We start from the raw sequence: 22,075 nt of genomic DNA, 5'->3' as shown, positions 1-22,075 counted from the left end.
CTCAGGCACTGAACAGCTGGCGGATTTGTTCGGAAAGGGCGGCGACGTCCTTGTCCAGCAACCAGTCCAGCGTCAGGTACACGGCGACGCAGACCAGCGCGATCAGCGCCAGGTAAACCCACAGCGGCACCTCGTGGCGCAGCATCTGCGACACCTGGTCGGGCAGTGCCCAGTCCGGTGACAGTGCTTTGGGCGCCTTGCGGTAGCGGGCAATATCCTGGCCCAGGGTATTGGCCAGGTAGCGCAGCTGGTCTTTCTGGCCGAGGCTGAACTTGCCCTCGAAGCCCAAGGCCAGGCACAGGTGGTAGACCTCGAGTACATCGATGTTCTGCTTGACGTCGGCACGCAGCGCATCGACCTTCTCGAAGAAGCCTTCACCCGCCAGGTGCACGCCGAAGTAGCGGAACTGCAGCGGCTGCAGCTCGAAGTGCTGGCGCAGCTGGTTGTCGCTCGCGCGCAGCACGCTCTCGTCGAGGAAGGCACACAGCGCGTACTGGGTGTCCTTGACCTGTTCGGCGCTGTAGTTGGCTGCGCGGGCGTCGCGTTCCAGGTTGGCGAAGAAGCGTTCCACGCTGGCTTCGAAGGCCGGCACCGAGGTGACCTGACGACCACGTCGCACGATCAGGGCCATGCTGATGAAGTCCTGGACCAGGTCCTTGAGCGTCGGTTTGTCGTTGGCGGCCGCGACGGCGCCCTGTTGCAATACGGCTTCGGTCATTTGAGCACCGCCATCAGTTCAAGCTTGAGGTTGGTAAAGGCGCTGGGCGCGTAGAAGCAGATGGTCTGGGCATTCATCATTCGCTCGTAGACATGGCCATGCGGCTCGATGGCGAAGTACTGGTTGTCCAGGCGCACCGGAATTGCGTTGGGCAGCCGTGCGGCATGGTTGAGCGTGACGCCGGGCATCGCGCTGTTGACCACCACCTCGATGTCTTCCGGCGAGCCGACCTTGAATGCCCGCGGTACCAGCTCCAGCAGGCTGGCACCAGGCATGTCGGCATGGACCGAGATATAGAAGTCGGCCTCGGTCAGGCGTGGATCGTGCAACTGGCCCTGCCAGTACGACGGCTTGGTCTGGTTGAGGTTGATGACGATGCACTGGTTGGGCACCACGTTGTCGAGCATCACCCGGATCATCTCGTCGAGCTTGACCAGCGACGCGGCCGGGTCGTGATGGTCGTATTCGGGGATGTCGCTGAGCTGGGTGTCCAGGGTGAACGTCAGCAGGCCACCCGCCAGGTCGGCAAGGAACAGGTACAGGCGCTCGGGGTGCAGGCGCGGGTGCGCCAGCAGATGGGCCAGCTGCGGGTGGGCGCGGTTGACGGTGTTCAGCAGCCAGAACAGGGTTACGTCGCTGGAGCCGAACTCGGCGATCTGGTCGGCGCGTTCGCGGCGTCGGCCGGACAGGGCCTTGCTCTTGGCCTGCAGGGCGCCGAGCAGGCGCTTGCCGATGCCGGCCAGGGTCTCGTGGCTGCCCAGATGCAGAGTGGGGTGGACGAAATGCGGGTCGAGATTGAAACCGCCCATGCTGTTGCGGGTCAGCCTGGCCAGCGGGCAGTGGCTGTAGCCGTCCAGGCTGTCACCGTCCACCAGCAGCACCACGTTCAGGCGCAGGCTGGTGATTTCGTTTTCCAGCTCGCCTTCATTGAGGTCGGGCAGGGTATCGAACTGCTTGCGGAAACGCCGCGCGGCCTTGTGTTCCTGGCCATCCTCGACATAGTTCAGGCCGAATGGCTCGGGCAGCTTCAAGGCAGCATGAACCTTGAGGTCGTTGGCCTTGAGCAGGTCCTTGAGGTCGCGGGCAGCCGGCAACGGGTCGTGCTGCGGTGCGTCGTAAAGGCTGCCGTCAGGGAACACCAGCTTGAGTCGCTTGAGCTGCAGCGAACCGTTGGCCAGGGCGTCCTCATCCACCTGCAGTACCTGCACACCCCAATGGAATGGGGTGGTGCGCAAGGTCGCCTCGGCCAGCTGGTGCTGGTGGAACTCATCCTGGTACTGGAAGTGCTGGGGCAGCAGGAACATGCCTTCCGACCACATCACCCGGCTCTGCTTGCTCATTTGACGCTATCCACTAAAGAGTTGAAGGTTGAATCCATGGTGTTCTGTGCCGATTTGCCGGCGGCATCGCTGGCCTTGTCGAGCACGGCGTCCTGCACCTTGTCGGTGAGCGTCGGTGCGTTGTCCCGGGCCTTCTGCGCGGCTGCCAGCTGGTCGGCGGTCGGCGGTTTGTTCAGTACGTCGACGCCACGCATGGCGCTGATTTCGGTGTTGTCCACCAGCACCCGCAGGCCGTCGGAAGAGAACCAGATACCGTCCTTGCGCAGCGAGTTGGCGTCGAAGGCGACCTTCCAGCGCGCGTCCTGTTCGTTGCGGAAGAACGCTGCCACGCCGACGTAGCGAGCGCTCTTGGCCAGTGGCCACTGGTCGATCTGGCCGATGCCCGGCAGCAGGGTGATCTCGCGGGCTTCCACCAGGGTGTTGCCCAAGGCCTTTTCCGGGGTGTCCCACAGGGTCTCGGCATCGGTCGCGGCGAAGCGTTCGAGGTCGGTCAGCTGGTACACGCGCATCACCACCGACAGCGGCTTGCCCTCGGCATCGGGGTTGAGCTGGTTGCCGCCGTCGGAGGTCAGGATGACCTTTTCGCTGTCGGCCAGCATGTCGGCCGCCCAGCTGTCTTCCATGCGCTTGCCGATACGGTCGGTGACCCCGCAGCCGGCCAGCGCCACTAGCAAGGCCGCTGTGGTCAGGCGTTTGAGGGCGGTGTGCTTGTGTTGCATGACGGCAAAACCTCCGTGTACTGGTCAGGCCACGCGATAGGCGAAATCGCCATCGCTGCCCAGCTCGATCGCAAGACGCTGGATCGGCGTGTCCTGGGCCATGCGCTCGAGCACGCGCTGGGCGAGCTCGGGCATCAGGGTCTGGGACAGGATGTTGTCGATGTTGCGCGCACCGCTGTCGACCTCGGTGCAGCGCGCGGCGATGGCCTTGACCAACGCCTGGTCGCAGCTGAGCTCGGCCTGGTGGTTGCGGGCGAAGCGCTTGGCGATGCGTTCGAGCTTGAGGGCGACGATGCGCTCGAGGATCTGGTCCTGCACCGGGTAGAACGGCACGATGCTCAGGCGGCCGAGGAAGGCCGGCTTGAACACATGGTTGAGCTGGTCACGCAGGTCTTCGACGATCGCTGCGGGCGTCGGTAGCTCGGTGGCGTTCAGGCAGGTCTGCATGATGCGCTCGGTACCGGTATTGGAAGTGAGGATGATCACCGTGTTGCGGAAATTGATCTCGCGGCCTTCGCCATCGTCCAGCACGCCCTTGTCGAATACCTGGAAGAACAGTTCGAGCACGTCGGGGTGGGCTTTTTCCACCTCGTCGAGCAACACCACGCTGTACGGCTTGCGACGCACCGCCTCGGTCAGCACGCCGCCTTCGCCATAGCCGACATAGCCGGGAGGCGAGCCCTTGAGGCTCGAAACGGTGTGGGCTTCCTGGTACTCGGACATGTTGATGGTGATGAGGTTGCGTTCACCGCCGTACAGGGTATCGGCCAGGGCCAGCGCGGTTTCGGTCTTGCCGACGCCGCTGGGGCCGAGCAGCAGGAACACACCGATCGGTTTGTTCGGGTCTTCCATGCGCGCGCGGGAAATCTTGATGCGCTTGCCGATCTCGTGCAGGGCGTGGTCCTGGCCCAGCACGCGCTCACCAAGCAGGGCCGGCAGGCGCTGCACGGTGTCGATCTCGTCACGCAGCATTTTGCCCAGCGGGATACCGGTCCAGCCGCTGATGACCTGGGCGATGGCGCCGCTGTCGACCAGGGCATGGACCAGGGGCTGGTCGCCTTGCACGCGGGCCAGTTCGGCACGCAGGGCGTTGAGCTGCTTGGCATCGGCCTCGCTGGCGGCGTCCAGCGCCTTGAGCTGTTCGACCAGTTCCAGCTCCTGTTGCCACTGCGTGTTCAACTGCTGCTCCCGCTGCTGCTCGGCCTGCAGGGCAGCCTGCAGCTCGCCCAGGCGGCGAGTGTGGTCGTGGCCTTTGCCGGCTTCGTGGCCGAGCACGGCGATCTCGGCCTGCAGGTTGTCGATCTGGCGGCGGCAGTCCTCCAGGGCGCCAGGTTGCGACGATTGCGCCAGGGCAATGCGCGCGCAGGCGGTGTCGAGCACGCTGACCGCCTTGTCCGGCAGCTGGCGGCCGGTGATGTAGCGGTTGGACAGGCGCACGGCCTGCACCAGCGCTTCGTCCATCACTGCTACCTTGTGGTGTTCGCGCATCTTGCCGAGCAGGCCGCGCAGCATGTGGATGGCCTTGTCCTCGTCGGGTTCTTCCACCTTGACCACCTGGAAGCGGCGGGCGAGGGCCGCGTCCTTCTCGAAGTACTTCTTGTATTCGGCCCAGGTAGTGGCGGCGATGGTGCGCAGCTCGCCACGGGCAAGGGCCGGCTTGAGCAGGTTGGCGGCATCGTTCTGCCCGGCCTGGCCACCGGAACCGATCAGGGTGTGGGCTTCGTCGATGAACAGGATGATCGGGTGCAGGCTGCGTTTGACCTCTTCGATCACTGCCTTGAGGCGGTTCTCGAACTCGCCCTTGACCCCGGCGCCGGCCTGCAGCAGGCCCAGGTCGAGGGTGTGCAGGGCCACATCCTTGAGCACCGCCGGCACGTCACCTTGGGCGATGCGCAGGGCCAGGCCTTCGACCACGGCGGTTTTGCCGACCCCGGCTTCGCCGGTGAGGATCGGGTTGTTCTGCCGACGGCGGGTAAGGATATCGACCATCTGCCTTACTTCGAACTCGCGGCCCAGCACCGGGTCGATGCGGCCTTCGCGGGCGCTCTGGGTGAGGTTGACCGTGTACTGGTCCAGCGCCGGAGTCTTGCCGCCGGCCTTGCTCGCACTGTTCACTGGCGCTGCCGGGCTGGCCAGCGGGCTGGCCTGCCTGGACTCGGCGCTGCCTTCTACAAGCGCGGCAAGGTTCAGGCGCAGGTCATCGGCGTTGATTTTCTCCAGCTCCGGCGCCGAGGCGATCACCACGCGACGCAGTTCGGCATCGTCGAGCAGGGCCTGCAGCAGGTGAGCGCTGCGCACCTGGCCGACGCCGTATTCGATCGACGCCAGCAGCCAGGCCTGCTCGATCATGCGGGTGATGTGCGGCGACAGCGCCGGGGTGCGGGTATTACCTTTCTTGAAGGTGCCCAGGGCCGTGACCAGCTGCGCCTGCAGGCGCTCGGCGACTACTTCGTAGTGGCGCAGGATCGGCGCCAGGTCGCTGTCGCTGTTGTCGAGCAACTGCAGCAACAGGTGCTCCACCTCCACGTCGTAATGGTGCTCCGACAGGCACAGGGCCGCCGCGCTTTCCGTGGCCGTGCGGCTGGTTTCGTTGAGCTTGGCGAACAGAGACTTCAGGTTCACAAGGCGACCCCATCGTAAGGAATGTGGAAGACGGCGCAACGCGAAGGCTCCGCGTCACGACCAGGGCGTTTGAGCCAGCCCAGCCAGCCCAGGGCGACATTGCCACTGCGGCCCAGCTGGGCGCGTGGCACCGCCTCGCGCTTGAGGCGCGGGGCAATTTCGAAATCCAGTTCGGCGCCTATATAGAAGCGCACCAGCTCGACCAGCTTGCGGTAGCACGCGGTGCCCGGCTGGAAGCGCTGGTAGTCGGCCAGGCTTAGCGGGCCCAGCTCGATGCGGATGCACGACTGGTAGTCCCAGACCCGGTTGCCGGCTACGGCGCTGTGGCCGAGCTGGGCATTGCGGCGGCCGAGCTGGGTGCATTGTTCGGGCTGCAGGTGCAGCCAGCGCCCGGCGAATTGGCGGACCTTGATCGGCAGCGAGAAATAGAAGCCGAGCATGCGTTCGAGGTTCAGCGCGTTGCGCGGCTTCTGGCTGAGCAGGCCGGCAAAGTAGCTGAACAGCTCGCGGCGCAGCGCGGTTGGTTGCTGCTCGAACTTGAGTTGCTGCGCGCGCGGGCCGAGGCCGACCAGGTTGAGCAGGTAGCCATCGAAGCCCGAAGTGCCATTGCGTTCGTGCTCGATATGAAATTTGTACTTCTGCCAGGCCTCGTAGAACAGCGTGGTCATGCGGTGCGAGAAGATGTCGAGAAACGCGTGGGCGGCATCGTCGCGATACTGCACGTGGCGCTCCAGCAGCAGCTCGGTATACGGGCGCGGCAGTACGCCTGACGGCCCGACCAGGCCCATGAAGGTGACCTGCACTTCCGACAGCGGCAAGCCGGCCGGCGACACCTTGCCTTCGCGCTCGAAGTGCAGGTCGCTGACCTCGCTGGCCGGGAACGCCAGCGACAGCTGGGTACGAAAACGCAGCGGGTCTTCGTGCGGCCGGGTTGCCAGGTCCATGCGCCCGGTACGGCTGTAGTGCAGGCGGAGCAGGCGCACCAATTGAAAGAATTCGAATCGGTGCGGCTCGGCTCGGGCCTGATCGATCAGACCAGGGGCTGATCGCCGGTGCGTGCTGGCCATTGGACGACTCTCTTTTCTCGTTGTTGGGTGCGCAGGGTCAGTTGGGTGAAGCTGTTCATCGAGCAGTACTGGCCGAAGAAGTGGTCCAGCACCATGCCGAACAGGTACACGCCACTGCCGATGAACTGGCTTTCATCCAGGGTCAGCGTGATGCCGACGCCACGTACGAAGTTCGGCCGCGGGTGGCCGATGCGTGCGACCACCGGCGCGCTGCTGATCGCCTTGATGCCGTTGATCTGTTTGCGAATGGCGGAAACATTGCGGTAGTTGTACAGCGACAACAGCTCCAGCAGCACTTCACGGCCCTGGCTGACCAGCGACATATGGTTCAGCGACAGGTGGGCGATCAACCGCCAGATCAGGCCCTTGCCCAGGGGCACACGCACCGTGGCGGTGGGCTTGCGCAGGCAGCGGATATCCTTGATCACCGAGTTGGCGGGAATGTTGAAGTCACCACGTTCGCCCCCGAACGGCAGCATCAGCGGTACATCGCGGTTGCTGCAGGTAAGGCCGATGCTGAGGGTGTCGCTGCTGGCGTCGATCAGCTCCAGGTCGCGGTCGACCACGCGGATGCTCATGGCGGTGGCGTCACCCTGGATGCGCCGGCGCGCCACCCAGAAGCTGCTGTGCGGGTCCTGCTCGCCACGGGGTTCGAAAAACGGGTGGCAGGTGGCGACCTGGTCGATGCCGCCGAGTTTGCGCACCCGCCGTACGCGGTCGATCGAGACGACTTCGGCAGCGTTGTGCAGCCGTGTATCGGGAGTGACCGGGTATTCGTGCTGGGTGTGGGTCAGCTTGATCGGCTCGGCTTGCTGGCGGAACAGGTTGATGATCGGTGTGCAGTTGAGCTTGAAGTTGTTGCGCCCGATGTTCTGTGTCAGCCGCGCCAGGCGCTCGCTGAGGTCGTAGTCGGAGAAATAGAAGTTGATCTCGACCTGCTCGATGGCCTTGCCCTGCAGAATGCGGGCAAAGCCGTTCAGGTCGAAGAACATGAACTTGTCGGGGAAGGTGAAGTACTCGTGCAGCAGGCGGTAGCCCAGGAACGAGCGCTCGGAGTAGTCCACCAGGCCTTCGTCACGGGCGTAGCCCACGGCTTTCAGGGCATCGGCCGGCAAGGCCACTTCGCGGCTGCGGCCCTGGTCCTGGAAGCTAAGGGTGGCCTTTGCCAGGTTGTTGAACAGCAGTTCGTACAGCTGCAGCATCAGGGTCGCCTCGCCGTCGAGGAAGAACCGCAGGCGGTCCAGCTCCATCTGCCCGAACAGGGCATCGCCGGTGGCTGCCAGGCGGATGCGCAGGCGTGCGACCAGGTCGGCGCTGTGGCCGTTGAAGGCCGAACGCTCCAGTTCGGCGAACGAGGCCTGCTGCACGGCAATCGGCCACAGCTCAACCGGGTAGCAGGTGCGGAACTTGCACACCACACCTTCCACGGCATTGGCATGCATTTCGGTATGGCGCGCCACCCGGTAGGCTTCGGTGACTTTCTCGTGCTTGCCCAGGCTCAGCTCGGCAATCGACATCGATGGGGTAGGGCGCAGGTAGTGTGGGTACAGCACCTCGAGGAAGGATTCGACGATTTCCGGAAACTCGTCATCGAGCTTCTTGTGCACCCGCGCAGACAGGAACGAGAACGCCTCGATCAGGCGCTCGGTGTGCGGGTCTTCGCAGTTGTCGCCCTCGATCAACAGCCGCGAAGCGATTTTCGGGTACTGCGCGGCAAACTCCTGGCCGAGGAAGCGCAGGTGCGACAGTTCCTTTTCGTAGTAGGGCAGCAGTTCGTCGAGCATCAGTTGAGGTTCTGCACTTTGTATTCCTGGGTGTTGACCTGCAGCACGGCGTCGAATGACACCTGGCGGCTGATGTCCTGCAGACGCAACACGGCGTCCACGCGGAAGGTCAACATACGGTGGCCGTTCTGCTGGGCCAGCAGCTGCACGCGGACACGGCGAAAACGTCGGTCCCCTGTGCTGATCGCCCGTTCCAGTTGCTGCTGGATCAGGCGCCGATCATGCGGGTCGAGCACGCTGCGGCTGATGAAGTCGGGCATGCCGTATTCGAGGATGGAACCACCGAGCTGGCTGTAGCCCTCCAGCTCTTCGGCGACCAGGCTCTGGCGAGTGTTCACCAGTACCTCCAGGTCACGGACGATGCTGGCCTTGTACTCGCTCAACGAGCAGGTGCGTTGCACGGCTGGCTCGGCCGACTGGTACGGACGGTCGTCCAGCAGTCGGTCGAGCAGCGAGGGCAGCAGGCGGGCCTGGTTACTCATGTGTCATCCCTGTACACACCGGCCTGTCAGCCGCGCGCGCCCTGTGGCAGCTCGGCAACCAGGCGCAGCGAAGCGGTCAGCTCATCCAGTTGGTAGTGCGGGCGCAGGTAGGTCACGGCCTTGTACACACCTGGCTTGCCCGGCACTTCGAACACCTCGGCGCGGGCTTCGCGCAGCGGGAACTTGGCCTTGGCTTCCTGGCTGGCGGTGTCGTCGAGCAGCACGTAGCTGGCCAGCCATTGGTTGAGGAAGCGCTCGACATCCATGCGCGAGGCGAAGCTGCCGATCTTGTCGCGCATGATGGCCTTCATGTAGTGGGCGATGCGCGAAGTGGCGAAGATGTACTGCAGCTGGGCCGACAGGCGCGCGTTGGCGTTGGCAATGTCAGTGTTGTACTGCTTCTGCTTCTGCGCCGACTGGGTGCCGAAGAACGCGGCATAGTCGGTGCCCTTGCAGTGCACCAGAGGGATGAAGCCCAGGTCCGACAGCTCTTTTTCGCGGCGGTCGGTGATGGCGATTTCGGTCGGGCACTTGAGGGCGATTTCGCCGTCGTCGGTCTTGAAGGTATGGGTTGGCAAACCTTCGACCAGGCCGCCACCTTCCACGCCGCGGATGGCCACGCACCAGCCGTAGCGGGCGAAGGCATCGGTAACGCGGGTGCCGAGGGCGTAGGCAGCGTTCATCCACAGGTACTTGTTGTGGTCGCGGCCATCGACGCTTTCGACGAAGTTGAATTCCTCCACCGGGGTGGTATCGGGGCCATACGGCAGGCGACCGAGCACGTGCGGCAGGGTGAGACCGACGTAGCGCGAGTCTTCCGAGGCGCGGAACGACTTCCACTTGGCGTATTCGACGGTGTCGAAGATCTTTGCCAGGTCACGCGGGCCGGACATTTCGGTGAACGAGTCCCAGCCGAACAGCTCGGGGGAGGCGGCCGAAATGAACGGGGCATGGGCGGCCGCGGCGACGTGCGAGATCTCCTCCAGCAGGTACATGTCTTCGGGGTTGCGGTTGAACTCGTAGTCACCGATCAGCATGCCGAAAGGCGCGCCACCGAAGGTGCCGTACTCTTCTTCGTAGACCTTCTTGAACAGTGCGCTCTGGTCGAATTCGCTGGCGGCCTTCAGGTCGCGTACCAGGTCTTTCTTCGAGGCATTGAGCAGGTGGATCTTCAGCGTGGTGCTGGTCTCGGTCTGGTCTACCTGGTATTTCAGGCCGCGCCAGGAGGCTTCCAGCTGCTGGAACTCACGGGCGTGCATGATTTCGTTCATCTGCTCGGAAAGCATCGCGTCGATTTCGGCGATACGCGAATCGAGCACGGCGATCAGGTCCTTGCTCGGGGTCATCTCGCCCTCGAGCACCTGGTTCACCAGTTCGCCAATCAGGTCGCGGGTGCGGTTGCGCTCGGTGTCGGAGCGGGCCACGCGGCTTTGCGAAATGATGCTGTCGAGCAACGATGCCTGTGGCGCGAAGTTTTCCACTTCGACCAGGTCGCCGGCCTGTTGCGGTGCGGTTTGCTTGTCGGTCATGTTCGGGCTCCTGCTCAGGCGCGATCGCTGCTGGATGGGTCTTTCACTTCGGCTTCACGGCCGAATTCCTTGCCCAGGGTCTTGAGCTTCTCGGTGTTCTGCAGCACGTCCATCAGCAGCTCTTCGAGCTTGTCGTTGCCGCCCATCTTGTTACGCAGGTCGGCCAGCTTGTTGCGCACTTCCAGCAGTTTGCGCAGCGGTTCGACCTGCTTGACCACGTTCTGTGGCTCGAAGTCTTCGAGGCTGTTGAAGTTCAGTTCCACGCCCAGCTGGGTGCCGTTCTTGGCCAGGGTGTTGTCGACGCGGTAGGTCAGGCGCGGCTTGATGCCCTTGAGCACGCCGTTGAAGTTGTCGCGGTCGATGTAGACGAACTTGCGGTCCTTGAGTTTGGGCAGCGGCTCCAGCGGGTTGCCGGAAAAGTCGCCCAGTACGCCGACGACGAAGGGCAGCTCCTTTTTCTCGATGGCATCGCCGATGTCCACGTCGTAGGTGATATGGACCCGAGGCGCGCGAACGCGGTCGAGTTTGTGCTGAGTGCTTTCCTTCTTCGCCATCGTGTTCTCCAGTGCGAGCAATTCGCTGCGAAACAATGCGCGGCCCGTGACCGGGCGCGGCGCGTTACAGTCCTTCGATCGTCAGCAGCAGGCGCTGACGGATTTCGTCGTTCATTTCCAGGATGTTGTCGCGGCCCACCAGTTCTTCGAAGCTGGTGTTGCCGGCAATCTGCGTGCTGCTGCGGATGACCGAGTCGTCGGGCAGTTCAGAGCGCACCGGCGAGCTGATGACGCAGAACGGCAGGTCGCCAAAGCCCTTGAGGCGCTCGAAGCTCAGGCTGTAGCGCAGGCCCTCGAACAGCCGGCCAAGGCCAGGCGACTTGCTCAGGCAGTAGAACAGCACCAGGTAGTGCACCACGAAGCGGTACAGCTCGGCGCTGCTGCGGTTGGGGTCTTTGATGACGTTGCGAAACCGTGCCAGGTCGAAGGCGTGGAAGCCCACCACCCAGCGGGTCGGGCTGGTGATGCGGATGACCTGGCCGCTGTGTTCCAGGGCCTTGTCGTATTCCAGCGGGAACAGTTCGGGGGTGGTACTGATCAGGTTCAGCGGTACTTCCAGCTCGGTGACCAGCTGGAACGGCGCGGCCGAGCCGATACGTTCGTAGAGTTCGACCAGGGCCTGGAAGTGGCCCTGGGTTTCGCGCCCGCTGCTGCGCTGGGCGCCTTGCAGGTATTCGCCAAATAGAGTTTGCGGACGGATCAGCGGTGCCACGGTGGCGAGGTAATCCGCCGCCTGCGCCTTCAGCGCATCGGAGATCGCCCGCGTCTGGCTACGCAGCTTGATCAGTGCTTCGACATCGAATGTCTGTGTCATCGGTGCATCGTCCATGTGCCTGCTTGATCGTCCTGAAACGCCAATGGCGTGGACCTGAAATTGCGCCTCTCGACGGCGGCAAACCTGAGTGCTGGCACATGAATATCGTGTTGCCAGCAATGCCGAGTAGGGCACCTCGCTGCGGAAGAAGTTCCCGCGAGGGGGGCGATTTTTTCCCTGTTTTGTGATGTGACGCAATGATGGCGTCGTGATGTTGACTAGGGGTTTCGGGCACGGGAAATCGGGGTTCAGGCCCGAAAACGTGGGTGTGCGAGGGGCGGGAATGCGATAAAAATCCTTGGCAAAAGTTTTTTGCAAAAAGTGAATCCGGTCTCATTTTTTGCGCTGACCGCTTTCTCGCGGAGGTATTGGCGAGGCGCCTCAGGATGATGGCAATGCGACGGAATGTGCCGCGCGGAAAGGGTGTTATCAAGCGCGATCCATCCGTTTGGATAGTGACTTTTGAAAGCTCGCGCGCTCCGTCGGAAATAGCGTCGGCCCCGGGCCTATGCCGCACCTGCAGAGGCAACGGTCTCGCTAAAAACCTTGAAAACGTGCGCGATCCCTGTGGGAGCGCCGGCCCCAGGGTTTGTGCCCTGCCTGCAGCAACAATTGCCTCAGCCAAAACCGTGATGCCTGCACGGCCCCTGTGGGAGCGGGTTCACCCGCGAACACCGGCGTAGCCGGTGCCATCCTCATGGTCGGCGACTTGCTCGGGTCGTTGCCGGGGTAGTGCAGGTCAAGCAAAATGAGCGCATGGACGAGAGCAACCTACTGCAAGGAATCAGCATGATCGACCTGAGAAGCCCGGATGCAATCCTGAGCGACTATGCAAAGCGTTACGCCGATCTGCTCCCCGAACATCGCCGCAGTTGCAACAACGCATGGCCTACATGCCGGAGGCCGACGCACCAAGGCTGCCGCGGACAAAGCCTGCCTGGCTGAACGACCGATCCTGTACCTTGACACCAGGCCAGGCGCTAGACCGCGCTCAGGGTGCACTGTTGGGACTGGCGATTGGCGATGCGGTAGGCACCACTCTGGAGTTCCAGCGCCGCGATCAGGGGCAGGTCAGCGACATGGTCGGCGGTGGGCCGTTCCGCCTCGCGCCGGGTGAGTGGACCGACGATACCAGCATGGCCCTGTGCCTGGCAGACACCTACGCAAGCCAAGGCAAGTTCGATTTCGCGACCTTTGCCGATGCCATGGTGCGCTGGTACCGGCAGGGTGAAAATAGCGCCAATGGCCGCTGCTTCGACATCGGCAATGTCACCCGCCGAGCCCTGGAAGGGTGGGAGGCCCAAGGGCTTGCGTGGATGGGCAATCTCGAAGCCTCGACAGCGGGCAATGGTTCGTTGATACGGCTCGCGCCTACCCATTTTCAGACGCCACTCGCTGTTGGCAACCTGGTGGGAGAGTGTGACGCAGAGCAGCGTGACCCATCGCGCGATCGAGGTCTCGGAGTGCTGCAAGTTGTTCGGGGCACAGCTGCATCTGGCGCTCAATGGCGCGGACAAGGAAGAGGCGTTGTCGCCGAAGGTGCGCCCCCTGCAGCCCCGGGCCTTGATCATCAATGCCGGGGAGTACAAGCACAAAACCCGTGAGCAGATTCGCTCGTCAGGGTATGTAGTCGATACTTTGGAAGCGGCGCTCTGGGCTGTGTGGAATACGGACAACTTCAGGGATGCGATTCTGTTGGCTGCCAACCTTGCCGATGATGCCGACAGCGTGGCGGCGACGGCGGGGCAGATCGCCGGCGCCTTGTATGGGGTGTCGGGCATGCCGCCGGAGTGGGTGGCCAAGGTTGCCTGGTCGCGGCACATTTGTGAACTGGCAAGCCGGTTGTTTGAACTCGCGCCTCAGGGGGATGAAATGGACGAGCTGCTATTTGGCAGTGAGTGATAGCACCTTTGATCAGGTAATGGCGCTTAACGCGTCAACTGCAGCCCGGCAAAATAGCAGGTCGCGAAGTAGGTTGAGCATGGTCATGGCGTCAGGATTTTGGTCCTTGATAATTTCAAGCTTTTCGCGAAGCGCTCTGGCTGTAATTTTCAGTGTGTGCTTGTCCATTTAATGCCCGAGTATGCATAGCCCAGAGGTGCGCCGCTGTACGTCCACGTCACCCCGTCTCCAGGTTTCTGCGGCTTATCAACTGTCACCTTGTCGGTTTTCTCCGCCGTACTCGCTTTGAGCCTGGCAAGGTAGGCAACTCACCGCCCATCGACCTGGACGCAAACGTCCTTGCCGTCGATGACCTTGCATGGCCAGTTGTCGTTGATGTAGTGATCCGGCTTGAAGCACACCCGATCATCATTGACCCAGTACAACTGCCAGGCAGAACCCGAAATCAGCAGCTTCGAGCAGGGCGTATAACCCCTGGCCAGCAAAGCCCCCGTAGTCAGAATCATCACCGCTGGGACGACATGGATCAGCGTTTTAATCGATATCCCGAACATCAACGCCTGGAAGCGGTGCAGCCGGGATGCAGGGGGTGGGTCGAACTTCTTGCCGGTCCAGGCGCAGATCGCGCTGCCAACGAGCAGGATGGCGAGTGCCGGTGGGGCCATGAGCAGGCCGAACGCGAGGTACGGTGTTTCCACGACCGGAGCGCCACGAAGCAGCCTGCCGTACAGCGGGAACAGGTAGTTGGTATAGGCATAAAGCGAGATGGCCCCTACCAGGAGCAATTCGATGAACATGCCGACGGCCAGCAGCCTCATCTTGAGAGGCGTAAGCCCGGGTGACATTTGTGAGGAGCGTGTATTCATTCGCAGAGCTTGGGCAGGTTGAACGTGGGGGCGATGGCAGTGAGGGCATCGGCAATTTTACCCGCGATGTTTTTGGATGCCATAGCTTGGCGCATTGAGAGTCTGCGCGCTCGACCTCGATTGGCGCTTGCGGGTAGATCAACTCATGGTCCATCTGGCGTTTCCGGCCCTTGCTGACCATCGCAGGGGCGGTGCTCGGCCGCTGCAGCTAGGCATCGAACGGTGCCTGTTCGGTCCAATAGTACTCTTCGTAATCAACCAAGGTATGAACTCGCTAGTGGCCGAGTTCAATCAGGTAGTTGAATCTTCAAGCCGCGGGCCGACTGAATGGCCACGTAGTAAGCGTCCTTCAATACCCTGGCCAGCTCCGGGGCATTTTCCTCGAACTCCTTCGATGCAATAGCTCCAATCGTTAGCCTGTGCAGCTTGGATTTATCCTTTTCGGTACCGTCGAAAACTGCCCTGATGTAATTTAACTGGTCGACTATAGTCGCGTAAACCGTAAAGCCAGGAATGCGATTTGTCGGTCAATCGCCAGCGCAATTGCTTTATCTACATACTCCAGTGGTGTGGCTGGTTTCATCTCTCACCTACTCATATTAGTTTGAAAGGTTATTTCCGGTACAGGTTATTTGCATCGTTCCACGGAATGGATTTCGGTCCACGTGATGTGCATGAGTTGTATCGATATGTGCTTGATTCTTGGCGGTGTTCACTTGGAGGCATGGGGCTATTGGCCTGCGGCTTTCAGCAGTAGCTCCAGTTCGACGCTCAGCTTCATCGCGGCAGGGTCTTGCGCCTTCAGGCTGTCGATGATCAAGCGAAGCTTGAGTAATTTCTGCTTGAGTGTTTCGGTGTTCATGGTCAGTCCTGATTGGGATAAGGAACTGCACCACTTCACCGCAGCGTAAGAGGGCGCCACTCATTTGTTGGTAGGGTCAAACGTTCATGCAATGTCGGATTTCGTCAGCATTTATCTATGTGGCACTAGATGGCCGTGCCCCGATTTTTTCCTGGCTTGATGATCAGTAATTCGTCGAGTTGTCTTTTGCGGCATTTTATCACGAAAGCCAGCGCCGAATCAGGGTCGTCCATGGAGGCATCAAATGTAGCTGGAGCGATGGCGTAATATTCTTCGTAGTCAACCATGCCGTTGCTGACGGGGAACGAAACGTAATACTGACCAGCGTCTTCTTCGATGCCGACAGAGAACATGTGTTGACGACTGATGAAAAGATCTTTGAATTTCATAGGGTGCCTTCAAAAAGGGGAGCGGTATTGAACATCTTGGCGGCAATACCCGCCGCGTCTATGACGGCTTCACTGTTGCCGTCAGGTAGCTTGCCACCAGGGATCCAGAATTCGTTAGCACCGGCTTCATTTCCTGATGGTGATTTCTTCATTCATGGCACGCTTGAGCAGGCCATCCAGTTCCTCAAGCAATAGGGCCGCAACGCGCTCTTGATGTTGATAGTGCTCAAGCAACTTGCGCAGCGCCATAGCCGCGTGTTTCAGTGCAGCTGGATTCATGGTGGGGTTCCTGTCATATCAGGTTGTGGTACACCTCCCACGGCCGCAGTGGAAACCTCAGCCGTTTGGCGGTCGGCGTCCCCACGGTAGTTATTTTTCTCCAGGCAGGCGAATCTTTAGGCCGTTGGCGGATTGCTCTGCAATGTAATAAACATGAAGCAATGCCTCGGCGAGGGCTTCGTCCGTGGGTTCAAATTCTTTAGCCGCGATAGCACCAATCGTCAGTCTGTGCAGCTTCGATTTATCCTTCTCCGTACCGTCGAACACGGCCCTGATGTACTTTAACTGATCGATGACGGTGGCGTAGACAGGAAAGCCAGGGATGCGATTTTGGCGGTCAATGGCGAGTGCGAGCGCTTTGTCTACATACTCGAGTGGTGTAGTAGGTTTCAAGTTAATCACCTGGGCTTACCAACTTGAATGTAGTGATCCGGCTTGAAGCACACCCGGTCATCATTGACCCAGAACAACTGCAGCCTGGGGGCGCTTGGCCAGGTAGGCAAGTCTATCCCGTCGGGACGCAGCTTGCGGATGACCCACCTCTTGGCTTAATCGTATGCATCGCTGACGCACCACCCCGGCTTCCAAAAGGTGGGGTTTATGGAGCGCTACGATTTTTGCCGGAGTGGGTTAATGTCCATCGTGGCTCAGCCTGCTGGGGGTAGGGTCTGTAGCTTTCGTCAGTGACTGCGCTCGATGTACAGTGGCTGGCCTGATTGAACGTAGGCAATCAATCGGGCAGTTGAATTTTGAGGCCACGAGCCGACTGGATGGCTACGTAATAGGCGTCTTTCAGTGCTCTGGCCAACTCGGGGTCATTTTCTTCGAATTCTTTTGAGGCAATGGCACCGATACTGAGTTGGTGGAGTTTCGATTTATCTTGCTCACGCCCTTCGAACACGGCTTTCACATAGTCAAGTTGGTTTAGTAGCATCCCATAAATGGGGTAAGCGGGACAGGCCTTGTTCCGCTGCGCGGTGATGTCGATAGCCTTCTGTACATAGCCGAGGGGGGTTGTGGGTTTCATAATGCACCTGGTGTTATCAGTTTGAAGAGCTCGCGTTGGCCAGAGGTCATCTGCCGAGCACCGCCAATGGCGTTATAGGGTTGGGAAGGGACGGACCAGGTATCCAGTACCGGTGCCGAGGTGCTCCTCAGCAGCGTGACCTTCTCAGTGCTCTGGTAGACGTTCACGATCTTGGGCACGATGGTTTCCGTTTTGTAGATTTGGCCAAGCGGGTTGATCCCCAGTTGCCCTGGCACCACGTCTGGGGTAGGAGAGTACCACATGCCTTGCCGGCCGCCGGGCACCTGGAATTGCCAAAGTGTCTTGCCCCGGTTGATTGTTTCCGTGAAGACTGGTTGAGTGAAGTCCAAGCCGTTCATGTAGCCTTCGTAGTCGGCAGGCTTATAGCCCTGTGACTTGAAGAAGTTTACAGCAGTTTCCTGGTTGCCTCGTATGTTGATGTCCTGTGCCAAGTTACCCGTTCGAGCGAACTTCTTGTTCAGGTACTCCCTACGGGAAACTTCCGTTAAGCCTGGCTTATCCGGTGCCTGAGCAATGGGCGGTCGATCGGGTAGTGGTCGCAATGGCTCCGGTTGCGCTTGTGCACGAGAGATCGGTGCGGCCTCTCTGGGCTGCAAATCTGGCTGCGCCAACAGCTTCTGCTCATTCTTCGCCAACCAGGCCGCCAGCTGCTTGTTGGAGATCTCGGCCTGCAGCCGAGCGCTCCGGGCGGCAATGCTTTCCATGCTGCTCATCACGCCAGCCTTCATCTGCCCTCGAGTCAGATAGGTAACGATTGCAGTCAACAACAGCAGCACCAACTGCTCCTGCCCACGAGCCAGTTGGCGCGCCGCACGCTCGACACGCTCCTGGGCCTGCGCCGCGGAACCGCCGCTCGGGTCCAGGCCAGCAGGCTTGAGGCCATCCTCGGCGAACCAGGCCGTGGCCATCCCTTGCTGCAAGGTCGACAGGCAGGCCGGCAGGCCCTGGTAGAAATACTCGGCAATCGCCGACAGCCCCAGGCCCATGAGGATCAGGTTGCCGACCTGCAGGCCAATGCCGGCGCCGGCCACGGCCCCAGGTGCCGCGCCAACACCGAACGCGAACGCCCCGGCCACGCCGCCGGCCAGTGTACCGACCGCCACACTGCCACCGAGGATCATCGACACCTCTTTGACCAGTTGCAGCAGCACCGGCAGGATTTGCTCGATACCTATCGAGGACCACTTGCGCTTGAGGTTGTCCTGAATGATCGGGTAGGACAGGGCCATGGCCTGGCGCACGTTGTCGATACGCTGGCCACCGAGGTAGCCATAGGCCTGGTTGGCGCCATTGCTCACTCGCCGGCTGAAACCGTCCCAGGCCTCATGGGCGCTGTTCAGGCCGCTATCGACGCTCTGGTTGAGCTCGCTGAATTTCTGCTCGAGATAGCGTTCGATGTCTCCCCAACTGGGGATGTTGGCTAAAAGATCCATTTTCGCTTCACTGTCCATGGAAGTGGCGGCGCTCGGCGGCGAGCGCAGCATGTCGCGTCAGACCTCAGGATGGGGGCGAAGTCCGGCGGAGAGCCCATTGTTCTCATGACAGGCGTGCGCGGCAATGATGGCAATTGAGCATCGCTGCACGGTTTTGTGGCTGGCCGCATCCCGCAAGTGCCATTACGGCTGCGTTCGCGATGGCCATTTGCCGGAGTTGGTCAGTGGCGAAAAATTTGAACCAATCCACGTTATGAAACATTTTTCTCCGCCAGTGGAGCTGATGCGTCAGGTAGAGAGGCAGTTCGAGTTGGAGCCGTCAGGCATAGGCTCTGATCGACACCTCAAGAACCTTCTGCGACGGGCCGTTCGGCGGTAGCCGGAGCGCTTCCGGGCGCCAGTGAGGAATATTAAAGATGGCGATATGACATTGCCTTGCAGGGCGGTATTACCCGGTTTTTCTAGGCCTGTAGTGATTTGACAGGGCAGCTTTTGCCGGTGTTTCCTTTGGGCCTTTCTGCCTGCCTGGCATTCGGGAATGTGAACCATGTCGCATTAATTTCAATGCATGATGGCACTTTCCTTTCTGCAGGCAGTCGCATGATTCCGCAGAGCACGCGCGTTATGCGCGCATGCAGAATACGCCCGCAAGATCAGGGTTGCAGCTGAGCATCGCAAGCGCGTGCTGGCCGTGTTTTCAAGGAGATTTCGCATGATCATGGACCTGGCCTCCGCGCTGCTGTCGCCGCAGAACCGCCGCCTGTTCAAGTTTCACAACCTGGCCAACCCCGAGCAGGAACTGCTGCTGGAAACCTTCAAGGGCACCGAAGCCCTGTCGCGGGCGTTCAACTACGAACTGCTGCTGGTCTGCGAAGACTCCGGCGTGCCGCTCAAATCCATGATGGGCCAGCATGTCAGCATCGAGATCGAACTGGCCGAAGGCGGCCCGCGCTACATAACCGGCTACCTCACACGCTTTGCCAGCATTGGCAGCGACGGCGGCATGGCACGCTATACCGCAACCCTCAACCCGTGGTTCTCGATGTTGAAGAACCGCTTCGACACGCGGATCTTCCAGGGCAACACGGTCGAGGAAGTGGTTACCGAAGTGTTCGCCCTGTGCCCGGCGTTCTCTCGTCACGAGTTCCGCCTGACCCGTCCGCAGAAGCGCTACACCTACATCACCCAGTACCGTGAAACCGACTTCAACTTCGTCCAGCGCCTGCTGGAGGAAGAGGGGATGTTCTACTACTTCGAGCACACCGCCGAAGGCCACACCATGATCATTTGCGATGACTCCAGCACGCTGGTGGACATCCCCGAGCAACCGCAAATCCGCTTCCACAGCGCCTCGGTCACCGAGACTGCCGACTCCATCACCCAGTGGAGCGGCAACCGCCAGTTGCAGTCCGGCAAGATGGCCACGCAGACCTTCGACTACCGCCAGCCCAACAACCGCCTGCCGGTGGCGCTGAACAGCGTGAACAAGCAGGGCGATGTCGAGAACTTCGAGATCTACGACTTCCCCGGCCAGTACACCCACGGCACCTACGACGAGGGCGAAACCCTGCTGCGCCTGCGCATCGAGGCGCTGGAGCTGCGCGGCAAGAAATTCGAAGGTGCCAGTAACTGTCGGGCCATGAAGCCGGGCTACACCTTCGAGCTGCTGCAGCACTACATCCACGACCAGGGCCCGGTAGAAGACCGCCAGTTCCTGCTGATGAGCGTGGAAAGCGAAGGCCACAACAACTACCTTACCGGCCAGCAGGCCAGCTACTTCAACACCTTCAGTTGCGTGCGCAAGAAGATCCCGTTCCGCCCGCAGCTGAGCACGCCCAAGCCGACCATCGCCGGCCCGCAGACCGCGATCATCGTCGGCCCACCGGGTGAGGAGATCTTCACCGACGAGCTGGGCCGGGTGAAGATCCAGTTCCACTGGGACCGCAATGGCAAGTACAACGACCACAGCTCGTGCTGGGTACGCGTCGCCCAATCCGGTGCCAGCGGCGGCTTCGGCAGCATCCAGATCCCACGTGTAGGCGACGAAGTGGTGGTGGTGTTCCTCGACGGCAACCCCGACCGCCCGCTGATCATGGGCAGCCTGTACAACAGCACCAACACCCCGCCATGGTCGCTGCCGGCGAACAAGACCCAGAGTGGCTTCCTGACCCGGTCGATGAAGGGCGACGGCGGTACCGCCAACTTCTTCCGCTTCGAGGACAAGGCCGGCGCCGAGCAGATCATCATGCATGCCGAGCGCAACATGGATACCGAGATCGAGCTGGATGAGACCCATGATGTGGGGAACAACCGCACGATTACGGTGGGTGGCACGCACACCGAAACGGTCAAGAAAGACACCATGGTGCAAGTGACCGAAGGTTCCTACACCCTGCAGGTCGACAACCAGTTCATACAGGTGGCTGCCAAGCAGCACATCATCCTGCAGGTGGGCGACAGCAGCATCACGCTGACCCCGGAAGGCATCGAGATCAAAGGCAAGGTCATCGTGACCACCAGCACCGACACCACCCAGATCACTGGCGCTGCAGTGCGGATCAACGACTGAGGCAAGGTTCATGTACAAGCCCTCGATCTACGACCGCATTTCTGCCAGGCGCGAAGCGCAAGAGGAGGCTGCGCGGCTGGCCAGGTTGGCGGAAGCCGCTCATGTGCCTGAGCCTGTGCCCGAGCCGGAACCGGTGCCAGCCGCGTTGCAGGATGTGGGCAGCGGTTTCACCTTCGCAGGTTTCACTCTGCAGTTTCCGATCGGCTTTCGCTTTCGCGACATCCAGACCACCATCGAGCATGAAGGCGAGCCGATCAGCCTCAGCATCCGCCGCCGTGATGTACGCGCCAGGCAGCCGCTGGAGCAATTGTTCGACGGCGCGATCCAGGCTTTGCGCGAATTGAACCCGCAACTGCGCGTGATTCGTCAACGTGATTGCCTCCTGGCTGGCAACCCGGCCAAGGTCCTGGATTTCCACTTCAATGCTGGCCACGAGCCCCGGCACGGTCGCCTGGTCGGCGCGCTGGTGCCCATCGCCGGCAGCCAGTCGCTGCAATGGCTGGATATTTCCAGCGTGATCGACCCAAGCAAGCCGGGCCTGAGCCAGTGGCTGGCCGAGTTCGACCGCATGCTCGATGGCTTCGCGCAGGGCTGACACCCGATTTTTTCGCTATCAGGAATTTTCATCGCATGGATTACGAGTTGCAGGAAGGCGGCATCGCGCTGCCGGCAGGTTTCGAGGACCGCACGGTCAACATGTTCGTCTTGGGTGCCAGTGTTCCAGCACCGTTGAGCATCACCATCTCGCGTGACACCTTGCTGCCGGACGAAGCGCTGCAGGCCTATGTCGATCGCCAGGTGAAGATGCTCACCTCCAAGCTGCGTGGTTACACCCGCATGGGCAACAAGGCCGTCTCGCTCTCGGCTACCGCACCCATTGCCGGCATCCAGATCGACGCCTACTACATGAACCAGGGCCGCCCGCTGTATCAGCGCCAGGCCGCTTTCATCATCAGCCCCGGGCGTGCCCTGATCTTTTCCACCACCGCACAGGCCGACTTCAGTGCCCAGCAGAACCAGGACTGGGACAACTTGCTGGCCAGCTTCACGCCGCGAGCCCCGTCCGTAACCAGCGCCGAGTCCGGCGAACAGGAGTAA

Annotated in this window: 22 protein-coding genes and 2 pseudogenes; 4 read left to right on the top strand and 20 right to left on the bottom strand. The window is 61.3% G+C overall.

Annotation, left to right across the window (positions count from 1 at the left end; translation table 11 throughout):
• Position 1: 1 nt before the first annotated feature.
• The 10 genes from icmH to KDB76_RS16190 all read right to left on the bottom strand — a co-directional run bounded on the left by icmH (position 2) and on the right by KDB76_RS16190 (position 11,629).
• A complete protein-coding gene (gene icmH, locus KDB76_RS16235) occupies positions 2-718 on the bottom strand; it encodes a type IVB secretion system protein IcmH/DotU (protein ID WP_023661181.1) in 717 nt (238 codons plus the stop codon).
• A complete protein-coding gene (gene tssK, locus KDB76_RS16230; RefSeq protein ID WP_013972754.1) occupies positions 715-2,058 on the bottom strand; it encodes a type VI secretion system baseplate subunit TssK in 1,344 nt (447 codons plus the stop codon). Before tssK ends, icmH begins: the two co-directional genes overlap by 4 nt.
• Positions 2,055-2,777 carry a type VI secretion system lipoprotein TssJ gene (tssJ, locus tag KDB76_RS16225; RefSeq protein WP_013972753.1) on the bottom strand — a complete coding sequence of 241 codons (723 nt, stop codon included), beginning with the start codon at positions 2,775-2,777 and terminating at the stop codon, positions 2,055-2,057. The genes tssK and tssJ overlap by 4 nt, the downstream gene beginning before the upstream one ends.
• A gap of 24 nt (positions 2,778-2,801) precedes the next feature.
• Positions 2,802-5,399 carry a type VI secretion system ATPase TssH gene (tssH, locus tag KDB76_RS16220; RefSeq protein ID WP_038409688.1) on the bottom strand — a complete coding sequence of 866 codons (2,598 nt, stop codon included), beginning with the start codon at positions 5,397-5,399 and terminating at the stop codon, positions 2,802-2,804.
• Entirely contained in the window at positions 5,396-6,466 is a 1,071-nt protein-coding gene (gene tssG, locus KDB76_RS16215) for a type VI secretion system baseplate subunit TssG (RefSeq protein WP_015270493.1), read from the bottom strand. The genes tssH and tssG overlap by 4 nt, the downstream gene beginning before the upstream one ends.
• The gene (tssF, locus tag KDB76_RS16210; RefSeq protein WP_038409687.1) at positions 6,430-8,250 is read right to left on the bottom strand and encodes a type VI secretion system baseplate subunit TssF; all 1,821 of its coding nucleotides are present in this window, start codon (positions 8,248-8,250) and stop codon (positions 6,430-6,432) included. The genes tssG and tssF overlap by 37 nt, the downstream gene beginning before the upstream one ends.
• Positions 8,250-8,732, bottom strand: a complete 483-nt coding sequence (gene tssE, locus KDB76_RS16205; RefSeq protein WP_013972749.1) for a type VI secretion system baseplate subunit TssE — start codon at positions 8,730-8,732, stop codon at positions 8,250-8,252. Before tssE ends, tssF begins: the two co-directional genes overlap by 1 nt.
• A gap of 26 nt (positions 8,733-8,758) precedes the next feature.
• Entirely contained in the window at positions 8,759-10,261 is a 1,503-nt protein-coding gene (gene tssC, locus KDB76_RS16200; protein WP_013972748.1) for a type VI secretion system contractile sheath large subunit, read from the bottom strand.
• Between the two features lie 14 nt (positions 10,262-10,275).
• Positions 10,276-10,815, bottom strand: coding sequence for a type VI secretion system contractile sheath small subunit (gene tssB / locus KDB76_RS16195; protein WP_024087179.1), 540 nt, complete (start codon positions 10,813-10,815; stop codon positions 10,276-10,278).
• A 64-nt stretch (positions 10,816-10,879) separates the two neighbouring features.
• On the bottom strand, positions 10,880-11,629 hold the full coding sequence (locus KDB76_RS16190) for a hypothetical protein (RefSeq protein ID WP_024087178.1): 750 nt from the start codon (positions 11,627-11,629) through the stop codon (positions 10,880-10,882).
• A gap of 789 nt (positions 11,630-12,418) precedes the next feature.
• Here KDB76_RS16190 and tri1 point away from each other — a divergent pair.
• Positions 12,419-13,531, top strand: a pseudogene (gene tri1 / locus KDB76_RS16185) (ADP-ribosylarginine hydrolase Tri1).
• A gap of 12 nt (positions 13,532-13,543) precedes the next feature.
• Here tri1 and KDB76_RS16180 read toward each other — a convergent pair.
• The 10 genes and pseudogenes from KDB76_RS16180 to KDB76_RS16140 form a co-directional block, all read right to left on the bottom strand.
• Complete coding sequence (locus tag KDB76_RS16180; protein WP_158491230.1) at positions 13,544-13,699, bottom strand: hypothetical protein; 156 nt, start codon at positions 13,697-13,699, stop codon at positions 13,544-13,546.
• A 140-nt stretch (positions 13,700-13,839) separates the two neighbouring features.
• The gene (locus KDB76_RS16175) at positions 13,840-14,349 is read right to left on the bottom strand and encodes a hypothetical protein (RefSeq protein WP_038409685.1); all 510 of its coding nucleotides are present in this window, start codon (positions 14,347-14,349) and stop codon (positions 13,840-13,842) included.
• Positions 14,350-14,684: 335 nt separating this feature from the next.
• Positions 14,685-14,980 (bottom strand): annotated as a pseudogene (locus KDB76_RS16170) (immunity protein Tsi6 family protein).
• A gap of 147 nt (positions 14,981-15,127) precedes the next feature.
• Complete coding sequence (locus tag KDB76_RS30075) at positions 15,128-15,259, bottom strand: hypothetical protein (RefSeq protein WP_023661186.1); 132 nt, start codon at positions 15,257-15,259, stop codon at positions 15,128-15,130.
• Between the two features lie 125 nt (positions 15,260-15,384).
• Positions 15,385-15,648 carry a hypothetical protein gene (locus KDB76_RS16165; protein WP_038409684.1) on the bottom strand — a complete coding sequence of 88 codons (264 nt, stop codon included), beginning with the start codon at positions 15,646-15,648 and terminating at the stop codon, positions 15,385-15,387.
• Positions 15,645-15,800, bottom strand: a complete 156-nt coding sequence (locus KDB76_RS16160) for a hypothetical protein (protein WP_155252251.1) — start codon at positions 15,798-15,800, stop codon at positions 15,645-15,647. The genes KDB76_RS16165 and KDB76_RS16160 overlap by 4 nt, the downstream gene beginning before the upstream one ends.
• On the bottom strand, positions 15,775-15,927 hold the full coding sequence (locus KDB76_RS16155; RefSeq protein WP_023661188.1) for a hypothetical protein: 153 nt from the start codon (positions 15,925-15,927) through the stop codon (positions 15,775-15,777). Before KDB76_RS16155 ends, KDB76_RS16160 begins: the two co-directional genes overlap by 26 nt.
• Before the next feature lie 90 nt (positions 15,928-16,017).
• Positions 16,018-16,320, bottom strand: coding sequence for an immunity protein Tsi6 family protein (locus KDB76_RS16150; RefSeq protein WP_024087174.1), 303 nt, complete (start codon positions 16,318-16,320; stop codon positions 16,018-16,020).
• Between the two features lie 337 nt (positions 16,321-16,657).
• Entirely contained in the window at positions 16,658-16,954 is a 297-nt protein-coding gene (locus KDB76_RS16145; RefSeq protein ID WP_003248391.1) for an immunity protein Tsi6 family protein, read from the bottom strand.
• Positions 16,951-18,408, bottom strand: coding sequence for a polymorphic toxin type 46 domain-containing protein (locus tag KDB76_RS16140; RefSeq protein WP_038410436.1), 1,458 nt, complete (start codon positions 18,406-18,408; stop codon positions 16,951-16,953). Before KDB76_RS16140 ends, KDB76_RS16145 begins: the two co-directional genes overlap by 4 nt.
• 712 nt (positions 18,409-19,120) lie before the next feature.
• Between KDB76_RS16140 and tssI the strand changes: the two genes are divergently transcribed.
• Genes tssI through KDB76_RS16125 form a run of 3 tightly spaced genes read left to right on the top strand, consistent with a single transcriptional unit; the run spans position 19,121 to position 22,075 of the window.
• The gene (gene tssI, locus KDB76_RS16135) at positions 19,121-20,977 is read left to right on the top strand and encodes a type VI secretion system Vgr family protein (RefSeq protein WP_013972740.1); all 1,857 of its coding nucleotides are present in this window, start codon (positions 19,121-19,123) and stop codon (positions 20,975-20,977) included.
• 10 nt (positions 20,978-20,987) lie between these two features.
• Positions 20,988-21,572, top strand: coding sequence for a hypothetical protein (locus tag KDB76_RS16130; RefSeq protein WP_013972739.1), 585 nt, complete (start codon positions 20,988-20,990; stop codon positions 21,570-21,572).
• 35 nt (positions 21,573-21,607) lie between these two features.
• Positions 21,608-22,075, top strand: a complete 468-nt coding sequence (locus KDB76_RS16125) for a DUF1795 domain-containing protein (RefSeq protein ID WP_003260502.1) — start codon at positions 21,608-21,610, stop codon at positions 22,073-22,075.

The sequence above is a fragment of the Pseudomonas sp. JS425 genome, from assembly GCF_018223845.1.
GTDB classification, from domain to species: domain Bacteria; phylum Pseudomonadota; class Gammaproteobacteria; order Pseudomonadales; family Pseudomonadaceae; genus Aquipseudomonas; species Aquipseudomonas asiatica.
Note: the sequence above shows the minus strand (reverse complement) of the source record. Positions and strands in the feature narration are given on the sequence as shown.